Origin of the sequence: Flavobacterium sp. DSR2-3-3 (assembly GCF_049896585.1) — a bacterium.
Taxonomy (GTDB): Bacteria; Bacteroidota; Bacteroidia; order Flavobacteriales; family Flavobacteriaceae; genus Flavobacterium.
This window is the reverse complement of record NZ_JAFCUP010000008.1, coordinates 141,802-164,654: the sequence shown is the minus strand read 5'-3', so window position 1 is coordinate 164,654 and position 22,853 is coordinate 141,802. Positions and strand designations below refer to the sequence as shown.

Here is a 22,853-nt window from a genome sequence, read left to right as displayed (position 1 = left end):
AGAATCAATATTAAGGATTATGTCGTCTCACTACGAAGCAACTATTAGAAAACCCTTAGTTATAGGTGATAAAACTTATCACGATGTAACTGTAGATGTAGCCGCGCCTGTGGAAGGTAAAGCAAACAAACATTGGTGGATTGTGTTTTCAATTGCATTAATAGCCTTCCTTTGGGGACTTGGCTGTATAATTTACACCGTATCTACAGGTATTGGAACATGGGGTTTAAATAAAACTGTTGGATGGGCTTGGGATATCACGAACTTTGTTTGGTGGGTTGGTATCGGTCACGCGGGAACTCTTATTTCCGCTGTATTATTACTTTTTCGTCAGCGTTGGAGAATGGCGATTAATCGTTCTGCAGAAGCAATGACAATTTTCTCTGTTATCCAGGCAGGTTTATTTCCAATCATCCACATGGGACGTCCATGGTTAGCGTATTGGGTTTTGCCAATTCCGAATCAATTTGGTTCTCTTTGGGTAAACTTTAACTCGCCATTACTTTGGGACGTGTTTGCAATTTCAACGTATCTCTCGGTTTCATTAGTATTCTGGTGGACTGGATTATTACCTGATTTTGCGATGTTACGTGATAGAGCTATTACACCTTTTAACAAAAGAGTGTATTCTATATTAAGTTTTGGATGGAGCGGTAGAGCAAAAGACTGGCAACGTTTTGAAGAAGTATCTTTAGTACTCGCAGGTTTAGCTACTCCACTTGTACTATCTGTGCATACTATTGTATCGATGGATTTTGCTACATCTGTAATTCCGGGGTGGCATACTACAATTTTTCCTCCATATTTTGTTGCTGGAGCTGTTTTCTCAGGATTTGCAATGGTAAATACTTTGCTGATTATCATGAGAAAAGTATCTAATCTAGAAGCGTACATCACGGTTCAACACATTGAATTGATGAATATCGTTATTATGATTACGGGTTCAATTGTTGGTGTTGCTTACATAACAGAATTGTTTGTGGCATGGTATTCAGGTGTAGAATACGAACAATATGCTTTCTTGAACAGAGCTACAGGACCATACTGGTGGGCATATTGGTCGATGATGACATGTAATGTTTTTTCTCCACAGTTTATGTGGTTTAAAAAATTAAGAACCAGTATCTTGTTTTCGTTTATTATTTCGATCGTCGTAAATATTGGAATGTGGTTTGAGAGATTTGTGATTATTGTAACTTCGTTACATAGAGATTATTTACCATCTTCGTGGACAATGTTTTCACCTACATTTGTTGACATTGGTATTTTCATTGGAACAATAGGTTTCTTTTTTGTATTGTTTTTATTATATTCACGTACGTTCCCTGTAATCGCGCAGGCAGAGGTAAAAACAATTTTGAAAGGGACTGGAGATAATTACAAAAGAGCAAGAGAAGCAAATAAAGATTTACATCATGAGTAATAAAGTAATATACGCCATTTATAATGACGATGATATTTTGATGGATGCGGTGAAGAAAACCAGAGCTGCTCATCATCATATTGAAGAGGTTTTTACTCCATTTCCGGTTCACGGTTTGGACAAAGCTATGGGAATTGCACCGACAAGATTAGCGGTTTGCGCTTTTCTGTATGGTTGTGTTGGACTGGCGGTAGCTACAGCTATGATGAATTATATCATGATTCAAGATTGGCCGCAGGATATTGGTGGTAAGCCTAGTTTCAGTTACATTGAAAATATGCCGGCGTTCGTGCCGATTATGTTTGAACTTACTGTATTTTTTGCTGCCCATCTTATGGTTATTACTTTTTATATGAGGAGTAAATTATGGCCTTTTAAAGATGCGGAGAATCCAGATGTAAGAACTACGGATGACCATTTTTTAATGGAAGTTGCTGTAAATGATAATGAAGAAGAATTGATTTCTTTTTTTAAAAGTACGGGAGCTGTAGAAGTTAAAGTAATAGATAAGCATTAATATAGATATGAAAAGCGTATATAAAATAACACTTTTATTTGGTTTTACTATTTTAGTTTCATCATGCCATAATAATGCGGCACCAAACTATCAGTATTTTCCAAATATGTATGAATCAGTAGGGTATGAAACTTATGCTGAATCGGATGCATTTAAAAATGGTAAAGAAGGACAACTTCCTGCTGAAGGAAGTTTAGATAGAGGTACTGAGCCGTTTGAATACGAAAATTCTACAGCTGGATATGAGTTGGCGAAAGCGAATCTCAAATCTCCACTGGATTCTTTAAGTAGAGACGCTGAAAAAGGCGCAGCGCTTTTTGAAATATATTGTATCAGTTGTCATGGTGCTTCTGGAAATGGTAAAGGAAAGCTTGTTGAAAGAGAGAAATTTCTGGGTGTTCCTAGTTATAAAGATAGAGTTATTACTGAAGGAAGTATTTTTCACGTAATAACTTATGGTTTAAATTCAATGGGTTCCCATGCAAACCAATTGAGTGCCCATGAACGTTGGTTAGTTACTGACTATGTTCTAAAACTAAAAAGCGAATTATAATTGTTGAACAAACTGATCGTAATAGATATGTATACATTTTCAAGTAAATTAAAAACTCTTTCTTTCATCTTAATGGCCATAGGTATATTAGGAATTGGATATGGTTTTTTAACTGCACCAAAAGATATTCAAGACGTTGAAAAACTTCTTGCAGCCGAGAGTCATGGTGGACATGGCGAAGCAAAACACGAAGGGGCTAGTTCAGTCGAATCGTCGCATGAAGTTGCTGTTGGCCATGGTGAAGCAACTGAAGACATTAAAGTGGTGGAATCTACAACAGTAGTTAATCCAACTGTTGATTCGATGGCGGATGACACAGCTAAAGCTATTGAAGAAACTCAAATTGAGTCGGTTGTAAAAAAGGACGGTCATGAAGTTAGTGAAGAGACTGAACACAAAGAACATTTGAATCATGTTTTGCACCAATTACAAAATAAACCATGGTCTGCTTTGTATGTTGCTTGTATATTCTTTATGCTTGTTTCATTAGGTGTTTTAGTTTTTTATGCAATTCAACAAGTAGCGCAGGCCGGTTGGTCTCCGGTCTTGTTCAGAGTTATGCAGGGTATAACGGCATATTTACCAGTAGGTTCAGTTATCTTTTTCGTAATTTTAATATTGTGTGGATTACATTTGAATCACATTTTTATATGGTTAGATCCTGAAGTTGTTGCGAATGATAAATTAATTGCGAACAAATCAAGTTATTTGAATTTTCCTTTTTGGATTGTCAGAGCTGCTATATTTTTGACGGGTTGGAGTTTATACCAATATTTTTCAAGAAAAAATTGTTTGGCGCAAGATGAGGCAAATGATGATCTTAATTATAAAAAGAACTTCAAGCTTTCTGCAATGTTTCTTGTATTTTTTATAGTATCTGAATCCATAATGTCTTGGGATTGGATAATGTCAATTGATCCGCACTGGTTTAGTACATTGTTTGGTTGGTATGTTTTTTCTAGCTTTTTTGTGAGTGCTATAACTACTATTGCTTTAGTTACTTTGTACTTGAAATCAAGAGGGTTTTTAGAGTATGTTAATACAAGTCATATTCATGATTTAGCGAAATTCATGTTTGGTTTTAGTGTTTTTTGGACCTATTTATGGTTTTCACAGTACATGTTGATATGGTACGCAAATATTCCTGAAGAGGTGACGTATTTTATTACCAGAATTGAATTGTACAATCTTCCATTTTTTGGTGCTGTTGCAATGAATTTTTTATTCCCTTTATTGATATTAATCAATACAGATTTTAAAAGAATTACTTGGGTATTAGTTATGGCTGGAGTTGTTATATTAGCTGGTCATTATATTGATTTCTTTAATATGATAATGCCGGGAACTGTAGGAGACCGATGGTTCATAGGTATATCAGAAATAGCATCCGTTCTTTTCTTCTTAGGATTATTTATATATATTGTTTTCACGGCATTAACTAAATCACCTTTGTTGGCAAAAAGAAATCCTTTTATTGAGGAAAGTAAACATTTTCATTATTAATATTTAATAAAAAAAACAGATGACAAGTTTGTTGGTAATTATAGTTTTAGTTTTATTAGCTGTTGCTTTATGGCAATTGACTAAAATATTCGATCTGACGCAAGTTGGTTCCAATTCAGATAGTTCGGAAGTAGCTACAGATAACGACAATAACGTTCAAGGTTATTTGATGTTCGGGTTTTTAGCTTTCATTTATATTTTTTCAATTTATGGATTGTTTAAATGGGGTCCTTTAGTTCTTCACACACCTGCTTCGGCGCATGGTGGTGAAGTAGATAACTTGATGAATATTACATGGGTTCTCATCTTTATAGTACAGGCTGTTACTCAAGTTTTATTGCATTACTTTGCTTTCAAATACAGGGGTAAAAAGGATCAAAAAGCGCTTTATTTTGCTGATAATAATAAGTTAGAAGCGATCTGGAGTGTTATTCCGGCGGTTGTTTTAGCAGGTTTGATTCTTTATGGACTTTTCGCCTGGACAAATATTATGTTTGTTGATGAAGATGAAGATACTATTGTTATAGAATTGTATGCACAACAGTTTAACTGGAAAGCAAGATATTCAGGCAATGATAATGTATTAGGTAAGGCTAATGTTAGATTTATTGAAGGAGCAAACGCTGTCGGAGTTGATTTAGCTGATCCATATTCACAAGATGATATTGTGGTAACTGAATTGCATATCCCTAAAGGTAAAAAGATTCTGTTCAAAATGCGTTCTCAAGATGTTTTGCATTCAGCGTACATGCCTCACTTTAGAGCTCAGATGAATTGTGTTCCAGGTATGGTTACTCAATTTGCTTTTGAACCTATTTATACAACAACAGAATACAGAGAATTACCTTTTATGGTAGAAAAAGTAGCTAACATTAATGCTTTGAGAACGAAGAAAAGTATTGATTTAGTTGCGAAGGGTGAAACTGCTTTAGATCCTTATACTTTTGACTACTTATTGCTTTGTAATAAAATTTGTGGGGCATCACATTATAACATGCAAATGAAAATTATTGTAGATACACCTGAAGACTATAAAGCATGGTTGAAAGATAAAGCTACTATCGTAAGCGAAGTAAAAGCTGCTTTGGCTGAACCTGCTACAACAGATGCAGGAACTGTTACCGATTCCACAAAAGGAAAAGATACTGCAGCGGCTGTCGTAACGGCTATGAAATAATTAACAAGAAAATTTAAAGTAAACATATATGTCAGCAGAAGGTCACGATCACACGATAGATCACGAACACGAACATCACCATAAAGACACTTTTATTACTAAATATATCTTTAGTATCGATCATAAAATGATTGCCAAGCAATACTTAATTACTGGTATTTTCATGGGGATTATTGGAGTTGGAATGTCTATGCTATTTAGAATGCAATTGGCATGGCCAGAAGAATCATTTAAGATTTTTAATATTCTACTTGGTGATAAATGGGCTCCAAACGGGGTAATGACAAATGATATTTACCTCTCATTGGTTACTATACATGGGACAATAATGGTGTTTTTTGTTCTTACAGCGGCTTTAAGTGGAACATTTAGTAACTTATTAATTCCACTGCAAATTGGAGCAAGAGACATGGCATCAGGATTCATGAATATGATTTCCTATTGGTTATTCTTTTTATCAAGTGTTATAATGATAAGTTCATTATTCATTGAGTCAGGACCAGCGAATTCCGGATGGACAATTTATCCTCCTTTAAGTGCATTACCACAAGCAATATCTGGTTCAGGTTTAGGTATGACTTTATGGTTGATTTCTATGGCAATATTTATCGCTTCATCATTAATGGGATCGTTAAATTATGTTGTGACGGTTATTAATCTTAGAACAAAAGGAATGTCAATGACAAGGTTGCCACTTACGATTTGGGCGTTCTTTGTTACTGCTATCATTGGTATAGTTTCTTTTCCCGTTCTTTTATCGGCAGCTTTGTTATTAATTTTTGATAGAAGTTTTGGTACTTCTTTCTTCTTATCGGATATTTATATTGCCGGAGAAGTTTTACATTATCAAGGTGGTTCACCAGTATTGTTCGAACACTTATTTTGGTTTTTAGGGCACCCGGAAGTATACATCGTTTTACTACCAGCTTTAGGTATTACTTCTGAAGTGATTGCGACAAATTCGCGCAAACCAATTTTTGGTTACAGAGCGATGATTATGTCAATAATCGCAATTGCGTTTCTATCGACTATCGTTTGGGGTCACCACATGTTTGTCTCTGGAATGAATCCGTTTTTAGGATCTGTATTTACCTTTACAACTTTATTAATTGCTATTCCATCGGCAGTAAAAGCGTTTAATTACATAACCACATTGTGGAAAGGAAATTTACAATTGAATCCTGCTATGCTGTTTTCCATTGGATTAGTTTCTACATTTATTACAGGTGGTTTAACAGGAATTATTCTTGGGGATAGTACCTTGGACATCAATGTGCATGATACTTACTTTGTAGTAGCGCACTTTCACTTAGTAATGGGTATTTCTGCTCTTTATGGTATGTTCGCCGGAATCTATCATTGGTTCCCAAGAATGTTTGGAAGAATGTTAAACAAAAATCTTGGTTATGTACACTTTTGGGTCACTGCAATCTGTGCTTATGGAGTTTTCTTCCCAATGCACTTTATCGGATTAGCCGGTTTACCAAGACGTTATTACACAAACACGAACTTTCCGTTATTTGATGATTTGCAAAACGTGAATGTTTTGATTACAACATTTGCTTTAATTGGTGGGGCTTTTCAATTGGTTTTCTTGTACAACTTTTTCGTTAGTATTTTTTACGGTAAAAAATCTGTAATGAATCCATGGAAATCGAATACACTTGAGTGGACTGCTCCAGTAGAACACATTCACGGTAACTGGCCAGGTGAAATTCCTCATGTGTACCGTTGGCCTTATGACTACAGTAATCCGGCACACGATGTAGATTTTGTACCTCAAAACATTCCAATGAAAGAAGGTGAAGAAGTTTTACACCACTAAAACATTATGATAAGCCTCTGCGAAAGTAGAGGCTTTTTTATGCTTTTTATTTTGTTTAGCAAAGCGTTATCCTTTCACACATTTACTTTTTAATTTTTAGAGCATTTAAAATTTAAAATTTAAAATTCAAATTTGCTTTATTATCTTTGTTACATGAATGAAAATTTAGATCCAACATCAAATGGTTATAATTCGGAAGAAATCGATCTTGAAAAAAAATTAAGACCACTTTCTTTTGATGATTTTGCGGGACAAGATCAAATATTAGAAAATTTGAAAGTTTTTGTTCAAGCGGCAAATCAGCGAAATGAAGCACTTGATCATACGCTTTTTCATGGTCCTCCCGGTTTAGGAAAAACTACGTTAGCTAACATCCTTGCTAATGAATTACAAGTGGGTATCAAAATTACTTCTGGTCCAGTTTTAGACAAACCCGGAGATTTGGCAGGTTTGTTGACTAATCTTGAGGAAAGAGATGTTTTATTTATTGATGAAATTCATCGTTTGAGTCCGATTGTAGAAGAATATTTGTATTCCGCAATGGAGGATTTCAAAATTGATATTATGATTGAATCAGGACCAAATGCAAGAACAGTGCAAATTAATTTAAATCCATTTACATTAATTGGAGCCACTACACGTTCCGGTTTATTGACTGCTCCCATGAGAGCTCGTTTTGGAATTTCCTCCCGTTTACAATATTATACCACAGAGTTATTAACCACAATCGTGGAAAGAAGTGCTACCATATTTAAAATGCCAATATCTATGGAAGCAGCTGTAGAAATTGCAGGTAGAAGCAGAGGTACACCACGTATCGCTAATGCATTGTTGCGTCGTGTACGCGATTTTGCCCAGATCAAGGGAAATGGAACAATAGATATAGAAATTGCCCGATACGCCTTAAAAGCGCTTAATGTAGATGCTCATGGTCTGGATGAAATGGACAATAAAATCCTAACTACAATTATCGATAAATTCAAGGGCGGACCGGTTGGCTTGACCACTTTGGCGACAGCGGTGTCCGAAAGTAGCGAAACAATTGAAGAAGTTTACGAACCGTTTTTGATTCAGGAAGGATTTATTATGAGAACTCCTCGAGGTCGTGAAGTTACTGACAAGGCCTATAAACATTTGGGAAAATTAAAATCAAACGTTCAAGGCGGTTTATTCTAATTTTTAAGAGCTATTTCCTGCTATTCGCTATATCCGCGCAGAAAAAGCGCGGGATGCCGCTGCTATCAGGGCTAGGGAGTTCCATTTATCAACTTCTATTTTTTTTATTATCAACCACAAGACTACATACACGCAATTTATTAAATCCGAAGCGCAACGCCTCGGTTTTCTATCTTGTGGAATTTCCAAAGCCGGTTTCTTGGAGCAGGAAGCGCCACGTTTAGAAAACTGGTTAAATAATAACAGAAACGGTCAAATGTCTTTTATGGAAAACCACTTTGACAAGCGTCTAAATCCAACTTTATTGGTCGATGATGCCAAAAGTATCGTTTCACTGTTGCTTAATTATTACCCTGAAGAAGTACAATCCCGGAGCGTGGGAACTGATTCTTATAAAATTTCAAAGTATGCATATGGACAGGATTACCATTTTGTAATAAAGGAAAAGTTAAAAGAGTTTTTAATTTCCATTCAATCAACAATTGGAGAAGTCTCTGGACGTGTTTTTGTAGATTCCGCACCAGTACTCGATAAGGCTTGGGCTGCCAAAAGTGGCTTAGGCTGGATAGGCAAAAACAGTAATTTACTGACTCAGAAAGTTGGTTCTTTTTACTTTATTGCGGAACTCATCATCGATTTAGATTTAGATTATGATAACCCCACAACGGACCATTGTGGAACTTGTACCGCTTGCATTGACGCTTGTCCAACGGAAGCAATAGTTTCACCTTATGTGGTCGACGGCAGTAAATGCATTTCTTATTTTACGATTGAATTAAAAGAAAATATTCCACAGGAAATGAAAGGTAGGTTTGATGATTGGGCTTTTGGTTGTGATGTTTGTCAGGATGTTTGTCCTTGGAACAAGTTTTCAAAACCACATAATGAACCTCTTTTTAACCCAAATCCAGAATTACTTTCGATGTCTAAGAAAGACTGGATCGAATTAACCGAAGAAACATTTAAAGTAATTTTTAAAAATTCGCCAGTAAAGAGGGCAAAGTTTCAAGGCATGAAAAGAAATATAGATTTTTTAAAATAACTGTATCTTAAATTTTAATTTTAGTTGAAGATTTTCTCACGATAACTTTAGTTTCCAGTTCTATAGTTCTTGGAGTAAAAGGAATTCCTTCTTTGTGGCAATTCATTTCTTCTAATAATAAATTAAAAGATTCAATTCCCATTTGATGACTGGGTTGATCTACAGTGCTTAATTTGGGAGTTAGCACTTGTGACATAAACCAATTACTAAAGCCAATTACTGCTACTTGTTCTGGTACATTAATTTTATTTTCATTGAAATAAGCCAGCGCGCCCACCGCAACTAAGTCCGTAATGGCAAAAACACCATCTACGTCAGGATGTTCAGTAATAATTTGTTTTGCAAAATTTCTTCCTTCTTCAAAAGTTACGTGTTCACAAGTATAAACTAATTTAGTATCAAAAGGAATGTTGTTACTTTCCAACGCTTTTTTATAGCCAATGTAACGGTCTATGGCGTTTTGAGGATTCAATGGTCCACGAATATGAGCGATTTTTTTGCAGCCATTATCAATTAAGTGCTGGACAGCATTAAAGGCTGCTTTCTGGTCATCAATTACCACTTTTGAGCATTTAGAAAGTTTGGCAATCTTGTCGAACATCACAAAAGGAATGTTTCTACTAATAATTTCCTTGATATGATCATCATTGTTAGATTCGTTAGAAAGTGACATAATTATGCCATCGACTCTCTTGTTGATGAGTAATTCTACTTGTTTTTTTTCCAAAGCTAGAGTTTCATTGGATTGTAAAATAATGACAAGATATCCGTTTTTTTGTGCTTCGTTAATAATGGCATTTACGACATTCGAAAAAAAGTGATGCACCACTTCAGGAATTATTAAACCGATAGTTTTTGACTCTTTTGTTCTCAAATTTACGGCAAAACTATTAGGGGTGTAATTTAGTTTCTGAGCAAGTTCGATTACCGAATTTTTAGTTTTTTTACTAACATCGGGATAATTTTTTAGCGCTTTTGAAACAGTAGTTATCGAAATTCCTAGTTTTGTTGCAATTTCTTTAAGAGTAATATCTTTCATGAATCGAATTTCTACGTATTTAATTTTGGAAAATAATTTGAGAAATGACTTTTTAAGTTTTCTGATGTTTACTAGAAACGACTTTTACTTTAAATATTCGTTACCAAGATATTAATTTTTATCTTAATTGTACTTTTTTTGTCAAAAAAAACAAATTAATATTGATTCGTTATATAAAATAACGAAGAGCAAGATTATTACCAACGGATTCGATTTTGTTATGTTGATTCTCTTTTAATGATGTTGGTTTCTAATTTAATTAACTGAAAAATCACTGGCAAATTTTTTCTTTTGATTAATTTTTTCAAATAGAATCGATGTTGTTCTTCTTCCGATTTCAAAACCCGTTTGGTCAATTGACTATAGTTTTTGGGATATAACGCTTTACATAAAGCAATTGCTGAAACCTAAAACACCGATGCATTGTGGAATTGAAATCTCTGCTTCATTAAAGTATCTGATGATTCCTGAGGGAACTAAATTTGTAACGGCAAAAATAGCGTCGATTTTAGGGCGCTCGTCGATTGCTTCTAAGAAAAATAATGCAGGTAATAAGAATTCGTTTGGGCGTCATATTTCCAAGCGTTACTATTTACATCAAAAAAGCTCCATCTGTAAGGCGGTTTTCCCTTTTCGGCTGGCCACCAATGGTAATAATCGCGGTATTTATTGTCTCTGGAACTTCTGGATTGTTGAAACCATTCATGCTCATCACTACAGTGATTTACCACTAAGTCCATGATGAGTTTAAGGTTTCTTATGTGCATTTCTTTTAATAAAAGATCAAAATCTTCCATTGTTCCAAAATCTTTCATGATCTCACGATAATTACTAATATCATAACCGTTGTCATCATTTGGAGACGTGTAAATAGGATTGTTCCAAACCGCATCAATTCCTAAGCTTTTCACATAATCCAGTTTAGAAACAATTCCTTTTATATCTCCAACGCCATCACCATTGCTATCTTTGAAACTTCTAGGATATATTTGATATACAGTGGCTTCTTTCCACCATTTTTTTTTTAGTGCAGAAGCTGTTTTCTGCGCCATTAAAGAAGTACAGGATGAAAAACTCAAAAGTTGTAGTAGTGCCACTGCAGTAATTGTCGTAAATTTCAGCTTCATTGATTTAAAATGTAGGAGTGTTTGTTTTTTTTATCGGATTCATAAAAGCATTCATTTCTTGATTGGAGATTTTTGGATTTGCCCCTTCGTTTTTTGCTACAATCGCCCCTAACGCGCAAGCAAAATCAATAGCCTGTTGGGGAGTAGCATTATTTAATAGTTTAGAAAGTAGTCCTGCCAAAAAGGAATCTCCGGAACCTACCGTATCTACAACATTAATTTTGTAGCCACTATTGTAGTACATTTTTTCATTGTAATACAAAACCGCACCATGACTTCCTTTGGTTACACAAATGTGTTTTGTGTTAGTTAGCTCTGCAATAAAAAGTATGTTTTGTTCCAGTGAATGATAGGGGGAATTCATAGCAGCACTGATTTCATACAACTCATCATCATTGAATTTTATAAAATCAGACTGCATCATTAAATCAATCAGTATTGGTTGCGTGTAAAAAGGAGCACGTAAATTAACATCGAAAACAGCGTATTTTGCAAAATTTATCATTTCTAAAAGTGTCGCATGTGAAACGAAATCTCTACACACAAGGGTGCCAAAAACAAGCGCATCCGCTTTTTTGAGCTTGATTTTGTCTTCTGGAATACAAATAATTTTATCCCAGGCAACCGGATAATTTATGGTGTATGAAGCAGAACCTTTTTCGTTCAATTGAACAATAACTTGTCCGGTAGATAAGTTTTCGTCTATTTGAATCGAATCGGTATCAACTCCGTTTTTTTCAATAAAAGCTAGTAGTTCTTTTCCGATCTCATCCTTTCCAATGCGGCTGATTATTTGAGCATTTACGCCAAGTGATGCGAGTCTTAATGCTACATTTAGTGGTGCACCGCCAATTTTTCTGTGTGTTGGGAAAACATCAAACAAAACTTCTCCGAAACAGATTATTTTTTTGGTCATGATTAATCTTTATTTGATAAACTTTCAGATAGTTCTTCCAACGTTCTTCCTTTGGTTTCCGGCATTTTTGTAAATACCCAAATCAGTTGGAACACCATCATAATACAGAAGATGGCAAAAACGGTTGTAGTTCCAATTTCTTTAAACAAAAACGGAATAAATGATGGAATTAAAGCTGCTAAAATCCAGTGAACCGACGTGCCAAAAGAAGTTCCGGCGGCTCTTAATTTATTAGGGAATAATTCAGAAATAAAGACCCAAATTACTGCTCCCTGACCTACGGCATGAGAAGCTATAAATAGGAAGAAAAATAATGGAACAGCCATTCCTTTCCATTCAAAATGAAAAGCGGTTGTTACTAATCCCAGAGAAATGATGTATCCTATAGAACCCAAATACATAAGAGTTTTTCTTCCGTATTTGTCAATTAGCGATATTCCAATCATGGTAAATATTAAATTAATCACTCCAATTCCAATACTGCTCAAAAAAGAAGCTGATTTCTCTAACCCGGCCAATTCAAAAATTCGGGGAGCATAATACAAGAAGGCATTAATACCGGACAATTGATTGAAAAATGCGATAAAAAACGCCAAGAGTAATGGTTTTCTGTATTTTGTCATGAAAATGGACTCGTTTTTTACTTCGTGAGATGTTTCTTTTTCAATAGCTGTAATTTCCGCTTCAACTGCTGCTTCACTATTGATTTTTTTCAAAATAGCGACTGCTTTTTCTCGGTCTTTTTTATATTCTAAAATCCAACGGGGACTTTCCGGGATTCCAAATACTAAAATAGTGTAAAGGAAAGAAGGGAACGCTTGTATTCCTAACATCCATCGCCATGCATTTTCACCGATATCCTGCAAGTAATAGTTAGATGTAAAGGCAATCAAAATACCAAAAACAATATTAAATTGATATAAAGCCACCAGTTTTCCTCGGTCTTTAGCAGGAGCAATTTCAGAAACATAGGTTGGAGCAGCAATGGTTGAAGCGCCAATTCCTATTCCGCCAATAAATCTAAAAAGGGAAAAGAAAATGGGGTCATTGGCGAATGCTGTGCCTACTGAGGAAACAAAAAACAATAAGCCAATGATTATCAACGTCTTTTTCCGACCTAAAATATTCGTAGGGAAAGCACCAAAAACAGCTCCAATAACCGTTCCCCATAATGCCGATGACATCACTACTAATCCATGAAATAAATCTGAAGAACCCCACAATTGTTGCAGTTGTTTATCCGCTCCCGAAATTACTACGGTATCAAATCCAAATAAAAAACCTGCAAACGCAACAATAATGGACCAGTAGAGTATTTTTCTGTTATTCATTTTTTATAATTTATGATTTATAGTTTTGGTTGAATCAATGATTTAGATTGTTACCAGATTCCTTTAATTCTATGAACAGTAAGGTTTTTTATTTCTTGTTTTTCATCTGATTGAATGCTCAGTTTTGTATACGGCTTGTTCGGGAAAATTTGTTCCGTAAAACTATAAACGCCGCCGTTCAGAAAAATTTCTACAGAAGACCAATCCAAAATAATTTGGAAGTCCACATTTTCCGAAATGATCCATGGCGTTGCAGTTGTATGGATTTCTTTTCCAAAGTTTTCTTCAAAATTTACTATTCCGGAATGGCGTCGGTCTATTGAAAAGGTTTTCTGTGTAGCATCGTAATTCAAAACCAATGAATCGTTGACTTCATTAGAAAAAACCAGTTTTAAATTTTTTGAAGCTGCTTTAAATTTTATTTCAGATTGGTTGAAATTATCATAAGTAAATTTGATTTTTTGCAGTGGTTTAATATTCAACAAATCCTTTGAGAATTCTAAAACCAGTTGTTTTTTGAATGGTTCAATAGGACTATTTTTTAGGACATAATTATTGTTTATTTTTACAATAGAAAGCTCTCGAGGCAATGTCATGGCGCTTCTCCAATTTTTTGTGGGTGTATTTCTTGCATAAAGCCAATTGCTCATCCAGCCTATAAATATTCTCTTGTTGTCTGGAGTATTGTTATATGTAACCCCTGCATAATTATCAGTGCCATTGTCAATCCATTTTATCTCTTTTTGGGTAGTTCTAAAACTTTTCCCATCAAAATCACCCACGAAATATTGTGTTCCGGAACCGCCATGTGGTGCGCCAGGATTTATGCTGATGAGTAAAACCCATTTTTCTTCTTTTGAGCCAGCTACTTTCAATTTAAAAATATCGGGACATTCCCAAACACCGCCATGAGCACCGGTTATTTTGCCAAATTCACTTTCGAATTTCCACTTGATTAAATTTTCAGAGGTATAAAATTGAGCATGATCTCCGGCTACTAAAACCATATTCCAAAGATTAGTCTCTTTATTCCAAAAAACTTTAGGGTCTCTGAAGTCTTTTAAACCGGAATTTTTAACAATGGGATTTTTTTCGTACTTCAACCAAGTTTCACCCTCATCTAAACTATATGCCAACCCTTGCGTTTGATAATCCGTTCTCGCCGCTTTTTCGCCTGCCATATTGTGATAGGTGAAAATTGCTATCATCGGTGGATTATCAGTTGTTCCCAAACCGGAGGTATTGTTTAGATCTACAACCGCGCTTCCTGAAAATATCATTCCTAATGTATCAGGAAATAAAGCAATTTTTTTATGTGTCCAATGAATTAAATCGGTGCTGGTAGCGTGTCCCCAGTGCATTGGTCCCCAGACAATATCGTTCGGATAATATTGGTAAAACAAATGATAAATCCCTTTGTAGAAAACCATACCGTTAGGGTCATTCATCCATTTTTTTTCTGGAGAAAAATGAAATTGAGGTCTAAACGGCTCTTTGTATTTCTGTGAGGAATCAATTTTTATTTTTTCAGATACGATAATGGCAATGGTTGTACGGCCTTCTTCTTTTTTACAAGAAAGCAGTAATAATATACTTCCAAATAAAAAAAAAATTAACAGTGTGTTGGTTGCAAATTTCATCAAAAAAAAATTTATTATTATTTTATCTTCATAAAAATAGAATTCTATTTTTTACTAATTTAAAATCGTTTCACTAAAAACGTTTTCGGTAAGTCGAAAACGTTTTCGAATTATATTCCATGTACTATATTCAACTATTCATTTTTTAAAGAAATAAATTATATAAGTTTGAAAATATTATTAAAAAAATACAACTATGATTTCAACATTTAAGAGTCTAGTCCTCCTGCTTTTAGTAAGTCCAACTGTTTTTGGTCAAACTAAATCAGACGAATGGCATTTACAGGCAAATTCTAGAGAAAATTATTATGGTGTAGCCATGGCAAATGGTCAAATAGGAATTGTTACAGATGATACTCCTCTGAAAACAAAAGAAATTATTCTGAACGGAGTTTACGATGGCAGCCCCGAAAATGGCATTAGCAGGATTGTTCGAGGAATTGAGTTTTTGAATCTGCATTTGAACATAAACAATCAAGAAATTAAATCAGACAATATTGATAATTGGAGCCAAGTGGTTTCTATGAAAGAGGGGACAAGTACCACTTCATTTTCATTTAAAGATTTGGCAACTATTAATTGTACAATTTTGGCTAATAGAGCTATTCCTTTTTCAGCAATGGCAATCGTTGAAATTACCCCTAATGAGGATATAGAAATTACGGCTAATAATTACATGGTAGTTCCTGAAGAATTGAAAGAGGCGAAAAGTCAATTTCGGGTTTTAAAAGACAATCAGTATTTAATGCCGGTTTTTGGAACAGTTGCTAAAACGCGAACTGGAAAATATACCGTTGCGGCTTCAACAACTTTTCTTTTTGACGGTCAGGGAGAAACTTTAAAGCAAACTAAAAATGAAGTTGGTTTTACTAAAAAATTGCAAAAAGGTAAAAAATACCGATTTGCAGTTGCAGGAGGAATCTGCACTTCGAAAGATGTTACGGATCCTTTGAACGAATCCGAAAGACAGCCAATATACGCTTTGCAGGAAGGAATTGATAAATTATTAAATCGTCACAAACAGGCTTGGGCCGAATTATGGAACACAGGTGATATTCAAATCGAAGGCGATTTAGATGCGCAACAACGCGTACGCTTTGCCTTGTTCAATTTGTATTCGTATATCCGTCCGGAAACCAGACAGAGTATTGCGCCAATGGGTTTGTCTTCACAGGGATATAACGGACATATTTTTTGGGACACGGAACTTTGGATGTACCCCACGCTTTTAGCGTTGCAGCCAGATATGGCAAAATCGTGTTTGGATTACCGTTCAGATCGTTTGCAAAAAGCAAAGCAAAAAGCTTTTATTTATGGTTATAAAGGTGCGATGTATCCTTGGGAATCAGATGACACTGGAGAAGAAGCAACGCCAACTTGGGCATTGACCGGGATTTTTGAACAACATATTACGGCCGATGTTTCGATTGCTTTTTGGAATTATTACAGCTATACACAAGATAAAGTCTGGTTGAAAAAAGAATGGGCGGTTCTAAAAGAAACGGCTGATTTTTGGGTAAGTCGTGTAGTTAAAAATCAAGACGGGAGTTTCTCTATTTTGAATGTTGTTGGTGCCGATGAATATGCACAACACGTAGATGATAATGCCTTTACAAACGCATCAGCAATTGAGTCTTTGAAAAATACGATTAAAGCAGCCGTAATTTTAAACGAATTAATTAATCCGTTATGGAAAGAAGTTTCGGAGAAATTACTCATTCACAGGGAAAATGGGATTACTCAAAATTATAAAGGCTATCAGGGCCAAATGATAAAACAAGCCGATGTGAATTTGCTAGCATATCCTTTACACATAATTACAGACAAGGCTCAAATTGAAAAAGATTTGGAATACTACGCTGAGAAAATTGACAAAAAAGATGGTCCGGCGATGGCTTCTGGTGTTTTATCAGTTTTGTATGCGCGATTAGGAGATCGAGAAAAAGCGTATCGTTATTTTGTAAAATCCTATTTGCCAAATAGTCGACCGCCTTTTGGTGTGTTTTCGGAATCAGCCAACAGTAACAATCCATATTTTGCCACAGGAGCGGGAGCGATGCTTCAGGCGGTTATTTATGGTTTTGGCGGAGTGGAACAGACAGATATGGGATTAAAATATAACAAAGGATTGCTGCCAAAACAATGGAAATCGTTAAAGATTATAGGAATTGGAGTTGACAATAAAACGATTGTTATAAAGTAATAAAATAAAGAAATCTTGCCACGAACGCATAATCATTCTATTTTGAGGATTGTTACTGTATTCGTGGCTTTTTTGTTTTTATCTTCCAATGGATTTTGACAGCACGCAAATTTTCAATAAAAAGCATTTGAAACAATATGTAAGAAACCAGACAATTACGTTTTTTACTATTTTGCTACTTATTATTTAAATTAAAAAAATAAAACGGAACAATAAAAGTATTTTTTTAAGTTATTTCTTCCAAATTTTATTTTTAAATTGTTAAATTTTTTAACAATACGTTTTATAATTGTGATATTTTTAGCAACTTAAACTTAGATAAAAAAACGGATACGGTATGTCAGGAGTGCTATTTTGAAGTCTATAATGCATATTAAACTAAATTGTCAATTTATCGTAAAAAACTTCATTACGATGAATAATTCGCAATCTTATTTTCTAGCAGGATCGTTTATTGACTGATCCGTAATTAATTTCTAACTCACAAGCTATTTATTTGTTATAATAAGTTTTTTAATCTCTTTTTTTTGTGTTTTATATAATTTTAGTATTAAATTTTTAAGCTATTAATTTTAAAATCGAAAACGTTTTCGTTGCAACGAAAACGTTATAGTTTGTTAATATCTTAATATTATCACAAAATTATAATTATGTTTGATGTTAATATTTAAACAAACCATTTAAACAAATTATTAACCAACTTATTTATTACGTATGAAAAATAGTCTAATTAAAGGCTTGATGGTGTTTCTAACGGTACTTTGTACAAGTTTGACGTATTCGCAAGATGTGTCTGGTACAGTATCTGATGCTAGTGGTCCGCTTCCAGGGGCTTCTATCATAGTAAAAGGAACAACAAATGGAGCGCAAACTGATTTCGATGGAAAATTTACTATCAAAAACGTTGGCTCAAACGCAGTTTTAGTTTTTAGTTACATTGGTCTTAAAACTCAAGAGCTAAATGTGGCGGGGAAAAGTACAATTAATGTAGAATTAAAAGAAGATTCGGCTCAACTGAATGAAGTAATTGTCATTGGTTACGGAACGGTTAGAAAGAAAGACGCAACTGGCGCGGTAGACATTATTACTTCAGAAGATTTTGATAATGTTGCAGCGACATCGCCTGCTGAATTATTGAGAGGTAAAGTGTCAGGAGTTCAGGTAACGCAATCCAGTGGTGAGCCAGGTGCGGGTGTTTCTATCAGAATTAGAGGGAATTCTTCTATACGATCAGGGAATGGGCCATTAATCGTTATTGATGGAGTTCCACTTGACGGAGGAAATGTTTCTTCCGGAGGTTCTGAGATTGCTGATTTAGGGGCTTCTTCGGCTAAAAACCCATTAAATTTTGTGAATCAAAATGATATCGAGAGTATGAGTATCTTAAAAGATGCCTCTTCTACCGCTATTTATGGTTCTCGTGGTGCGAATGGAGTTATTGTAATTACGACTAAAAAAGGGAAGTCAAAAATTCCTCAGCTAACTTATAATACTTCTGTTAGTTTTAGTAAAATATCAGGTGATTTTAAGTTGCTTAACGGGGATGAATTTGTTGCTGCTGGTGGAATTGATAAGGGGTCAAGATCTTACAATTGGGAAGATGCTGTTTTGCGTGGAGGTTTCTCAAATAATCATGATATTGCATTCAGTAGTTCAACTGATAACTCAAATACTAGACTTTCATTTGGAGCTAATGTAACAGATGGAATTGTAAAAAATACGGGTATTGATAAATATACGGCTTCTTTTGCAAACACGAATGAATTTTTTAATAAAGCATTAAAAGTAGAATCAAGATTGCTATATGCTGCAATAAAGGATGAAACAACTTTACTAAGTAATAATGCGGGCTATATAGGAAATTTAATTGGTAGTGCCCTTTACTGGAACCCGACTTTGCCAATTTATCAGGCCAATGGTGATTACACATTTGTTGGGAATGATTATTTAAATCCAGTGCAGTTATTAAATGCCTATAAAGATTATACAAATACAAACAAGATATTAGGAAATATTAATGCTACGTTAAAGATTACGAATCATTTAAAGTATCAAATTTTATTCGGTATTGAAACATCAACATCAATAAGAAAAAGACAAATAGCTCCTACCATCCAAATTAATAGTCAAGATCTTGTAAAAAGTGATGCTGCTAATGGTGGTATTACCAAAAGAGGTTTTGCTGAAATTGCGGATTTAACTAAGTTTAATAAAACATTAGAACATACACTTACATACACAAACGATTTTAGTGATAATTTATCTTTAAATGGATTAGTAGGCTATTCCTATTATTCCTATGATGTAGATGGTAGTAGTGCAAGAGGTCATGGATATGTTAAAGAACAAACAAATTTAATAGACAATATTCAAGGCGGTATTCAAGCAGAATTTCGAGCTTCGTCTTTTAGAAATAAAACAGAATTACAATCCTATTTTGCAAGAGCTGAATTTGTTGTTTATAAAGATTTGATTCTTACAGGAACAGTACGTGCTGATGGATCCACTAAATTGGGTGCGGATAATAAATGGGGTTATTTCCCTTCTGTAGGTGCAGCTTACAAATTGATAAGCAGCAAAGACGGGGCGGTTAATGACTTTAAAATTAGAGGAAATTATGGGGTAACAGGAAATCAGGAATTTGCTGTAAATTCAGCGGTTTCTAAAGCTAATTATGGAAATGGTGGTTCGCCAAATACTATATCGGGAGCTAATAATTTATTGCGTTGGGAAACTACTAGATCTTATGGTGTGGGTAGTGACTTTACCTTCTTAAAAAATCGCTTAACAGGTTCATTGGATTATTTCAATAGAGATACAAAGGATTTAATTGCTCCTGTACCGCAAGCCACAGCTCAACCAGGGCCAGGATCAAACAGAAGTGTTAACTTACCGGGGAATCTTATTAACAAAGGTTTTGAGGTCGCTTTAAATTATAAAGTTATCGATACTGAGGACATGTCCTGGGACATTTCAGGGAATGTTGCTTTTTTAGACAACGTAATTAAAAATTTTGGTTCAGTATCGTTATTAGCAGGTGGAGTAAATGGTCAAGGTTTGTCCGGTGCTAATGCTGAAATTATCAAAGATGGTTACCCATTATATACTTATTTTTTATATGATTTCCGTGGGTATGACGCATCAGGTAATTCTATTTATGCTGCTGCTGATGGATCTGATACAGGTTTAGGTAATGCAGATAAAAAATTATTAGACAAACAACCGTTGCCAAAAATAAATTTAGGATTTTCAACTAATTTTTCTTACAAGAAATTTGATGTTGGAGCTTCTTTTTATGGTGCTTTTGGTCATTATTTGTACAATAACACGGCTAATGCTTATTTCTTTAAAGGAGCATTAATCGGAGGAAGAAACGTAACTCCAGAGGCAGCGGCTACTCCTCAGATTCAGTCTGATCCAAACTCACCGTCGACAAAATATTTAGAAAGTGGTGATTTCTTAAGAATGGGAAATTTAACTGTCGGGTATACTCTTGAAGGGAATGTTTTAGAAAAATTAAAAATTAAATCAGCGCGTTTCTTTGTAAGTGGACAAAACTTATTCGTTATTACCGGATATTCTGGATTTGATCCAGAGGTGGATACCGATAAAGCTTTAAATGGAGTACCTTCTGCCGGTATGGATTATTTATCCTATCCTAGAGAAAAAAGTATCGCTGTTGGACTTAATGTAACATTTTAATTAACAAAAAATGAAAAGAATAAATTTTATAAAAAGCATCTTTTTTATAGGTACAATTGCATGTAGTGTGAGTTGTACAAATTTAGAAGAAGAAGTGTTAGATGGCTATATCACTGCTGATGGCGCTGGTGGAAATGTAAATACGGGAAACTTTCTGCAATCAGCTTATGAAGGATTAAGAGGTTTTCAGGATCAAGACAAAATGTTTACAATGAACGAAATGTCTGGTGATGGATTGGTAGGCCCTACCAGAGGAGGCGACTGGGATGATAATGCTAAGTGGAGACAATTTCACGTTCATACTTGGGGATCAGACAATGTTGAAATTAGAAATGCATGGAACTCCTTGCTGACAAATGTTTATAATTGTAATTTAGTGATTAATAATACGGCAACTGCACAACAAAAAACGCAAGCTCGTTTTTTAAGAGCCTTTTATTATTATAACGTAATTGATTTATTTGGTCAAGCGCCTTACAGAGAAGTAGGGTCACTTATTACAGAAAATCCAAAATTCTGGTCTCGAAAAGAAGCTACTGCATTTGTTATTAGCGAGTTAGAAGCTGTTTTAGCTGATTTGCCAGCACGTGTTGCCAATGACGCAAGTATTGCAAATAAAGATGCAGGTAATTTTTTATTAGCGAAACTGTATTTAAACAAAGGAGTTTTTAATGCTGATAACGCATCAGGTCCTTATACTTTTGATGCCGCTGACATGAATAAAGTAATCACTCACGTTAATGCGATTAATAGTTCATTAGCATCAGAATACTGGAGTAACTTTGCGCCAACCAACAATACATCCGGAGAAATATTATTTTCTTCTAAAAATGTACTTGGCACTGGTGGAGGTATTCAGTCCAGATGGAGAATGAGTATGCACTACAATCAAACTCCAGATGGTTGGAATGGTTTTGCAACGGTAGCAGAATATTACAACAGGTTTGCTGCGACGGATGACAGAAGACAACATACTTCTTCATCGATCATCGCTAATTTTGGTAATCCAATTGGTTTTCAAGCAGGACAAATGTTTGCTCCAGGAGGGGTAACTCCTTTGAAAGACAGAACTGGTAGACCATTGTTTTATACTTCAGCAGTTACCATGATTACAAGCGGAACTACTTTAGAAACAGCTGGTATACGTACTCAAAAATATGAGCCAGATAATGCTAATCTAGGGAATCCTGCTAATGATTATGTTTTGATGCGTTATTCTGATGCCTTGTTGATGAAAGCTGAAGCGGCCTTAAGAGGCGGTGCAGGTGGAGCAGCATCTGCTAAAATAATAATTGATCAAATAAATGTTAGAGCCAAATTGACGCCAAGTGCAAGCTTACCAACTTTAGATGCTGTTTATTTAGAAAGAGGTAAAGAATTATGGTATGAAGGCTGGAGAAGAAATGACATGATCCGTTTTGAGAAATTTTTAGCTCCAAGAGAGTTAAAACCAACTACTTCAAATGGTAAATATGCATTGTATCCAATTCCGGCTGATGCATTGTTTAACCCTAATGTAGTACAAAACCCTGGTTACTAAAGATTTGTTTACTATTAATTGTTTTTTGAGTTAGTTTTAAAGAGGGTATTTATTACCCTCTTTATTTTATATCTATTTTATTCTTTTTTTATATCAATATTACATAAATTAGGCAATTCTAATCAAGCAATTACCTAAC

General features: G+C 34.8%; 15 protein-coding genes and 1 pseudogene. 11 read left to right on the top strand and 5 right to left on the bottom strand.

Annotated features, from left to right (window positions below; translation table 11 throughout):
• Window positions 1–19 precede the first annotated feature (19 nt).
• The 8 genes from nrfD to queG all read left to right on the top strand — a co-directional run bounded on the left by nrfD (window position 20) and on the right by queG (window position 9,216).
• Window positions 20–1,423, top strand: a complete 1,404-nt coding sequence (gene nrfD / locus ACP7AQ_RS12255) for an NrfD/PsrC family molybdoenzyme membrane anchor subunit (protein ID WP_426062941.1) — start codon at window positions 20–22, stop codon at window positions 1,421–1,423.
• The gene (locus tag ACP7AQ_RS12250; protein WP_426090848.1) at window positions 1,416–1,940 is read left to right on the top strand and encodes a DUF3341 domain-containing protein; all 525 of its coding nucleotides are present in this window, start codon (window positions 1,416–1,418) and stop codon (window positions 1,938–1,940) included. Before nrfD ends, ACP7AQ_RS12250 begins: the two co-directional genes overlap by 8 nt.
• A 7-nt stretch (window positions 1,941–1,947) precedes the next feature.
• A complete protein-coding gene (locus ACP7AQ_RS12245; RefSeq protein WP_426062943.1) occupies window positions 1,948–2,493 on the top strand; it encodes a c-type cytochrome in 546 nt (181 codons plus the stop codon).
• A 27-nt stretch (window positions 2,494–2,520) separates the two neighbouring features.
• Complete coding sequence (locus ACP7AQ_RS12240) at window positions 2,521–3,996, top strand: quinol:cytochrome C oxidoreductase (protein WP_426095638.1); 1,476 nt, start codon at window positions 2,521–2,523, stop codon at window positions 3,994–3,996.
• A gap of 19 nt (window positions 3,997–4,015) precedes the next feature.
• Window positions 4,016–5,173 (top strand): cytochrome c oxidase subunit II, encoded by a 1,158-nt coding sequence (locus ACP7AQ_RS12235; protein WP_426062945.1) that lies wholly within the window; start codon window positions 4,016–4,018, stop codon window positions 5,171–5,173.
• Between the two features lie 28 nt (window positions 5,174–5,201).
• Window positions 5,202–6,998 (top strand): cytochrome c oxidase subunit I, encoded by a 1,797-nt coding sequence (locus ACP7AQ_RS12230; RefSeq protein ID WP_426062946.1) that lies wholly within the window; start codon window positions 5,202–5,204, stop codon window positions 6,996–6,998.
• A 153-nt stretch (window positions 6,999–7,151) separates the two neighbouring features.
• Complete coding sequence (ruvB, locus tag ACP7AQ_RS12225) at window positions 7,152–8,174, top strand: Holliday junction branch migration DNA helicase RuvB (protein ID WP_426095637.1); 1,023 nt, start codon at window positions 7,152–7,154, stop codon at window positions 8,172–8,174.
• A 106-nt stretch (window positions 8,175–8,280) separates the two neighbouring features.
• Window positions 8,281–9,216, top strand: coding sequence for a tRNA epoxyqueuosine(34) reductase QueG (gene queG / locus ACP7AQ_RS12220; protein WP_426095646.1), 936 nt, complete (start codon window positions 8,281–8,283; stop codon window positions 9,214–9,216).
• Between the two features lie 7 nt (window positions 9,217–9,223).
• On the opposite strand, the gene ACP7AQ_RS12215 is transcribed toward queG, so the two are convergent.
• From ACP7AQ_RS12215 to ACP7AQ_RS12195, 5 genes and pseudogenes are all read right to left on the bottom strand, one after another.
• Window positions 9,224–10,255: a LacI family DNA-binding transcriptional regulator gene (locus tag ACP7AQ_RS12215; RefSeq protein ID WP_426095636.1), complete on the bottom strand. Its 1,032-nt coding sequence runs from the start codon at window positions 10,253–10,255 to the stop codon at window positions 9,224–9,226.
• A 533-nt stretch (window positions 10,256–10,788) separates the two neighbouring features.
• Window positions 10,789–11,307: pseudogene (locus ACP7AQ_RS12210) on the bottom strand (alpha-amylase family glycosyl hydrolase); the annotation flags it as partial.
• A 79-nt stretch (window positions 11,308–11,386) separates the two neighbouring features.
• Complete coding sequence (locus ACP7AQ_RS12205; protein ID WP_426095635.1) at window positions 11,387–12,298, bottom strand: carbohydrate kinase family protein; 912 nt, start codon at window positions 12,296–12,298, stop codon at window positions 11,387–11,389.
• Between the two features lie 2 nt (window positions 12,299–12,300).
• Window positions 12,301–13,629, bottom strand: a complete 1,329-nt coding sequence (locus ACP7AQ_RS12200; protein WP_426095634.1) for a sugar porter family MFS transporter — start codon at window positions 13,627–13,629, stop codon at window positions 12,301–12,303.
• Between the two features lie 50 nt (window positions 13,630–13,679).
• A complete protein-coding gene (locus ACP7AQ_RS12195) occupies window positions 13,680–15,269 on the bottom strand; it encodes a glycoside hydrolase family 32 protein (RefSeq protein ID WP_426095633.1) in 1,590 nt (529 codons plus the stop codon).
• A 196-nt stretch (window positions 15,270–15,465) separates the two neighbouring features.
• On the opposite strand from ACP7AQ_RS12195, the gene ACP7AQ_RS12190 reads away from it, so the two are divergent.
• From ACP7AQ_RS12190 to ACP7AQ_RS12180, 3 genes are all read left to right on the top strand, one after another.
• On the top strand, window positions 15,466–17,472 hold the full coding sequence (locus tag ACP7AQ_RS12190; protein WP_426095632.1) for a glycosyl hydrolase family 95 catalytic domain-containing protein: 2,007 nt from the start codon (window positions 15,466–15,468) through the stop codon (window positions 17,470–17,472).
• 714 nt (window positions 17,473–18,186) lie between these two features.
• Entirely contained in the window at window positions 18,187–21,174 is a 2,988-nt protein-coding gene (locus ACP7AQ_RS12185; RefSeq protein WP_426095631.1) for a SusC/RagA family TonB-linked outer membrane protein, read from the top strand.
• Window positions 21,175–21,184: 10 nt separating this feature from the next.
• The gene (locus ACP7AQ_RS12180) at window positions 21,185–22,714 is read left to right on the top strand and encodes a RagB/SusD family nutrient uptake outer membrane protein (RefSeq protein WP_426095630.1); all 1,530 of its coding nucleotides are present in this window, start codon (window positions 21,185–21,187) and stop codon (window positions 22,712–22,714) included.
• The last annotated feature ends 139 nt before the right edge of the window (window positions 22,715–22,853 follow it).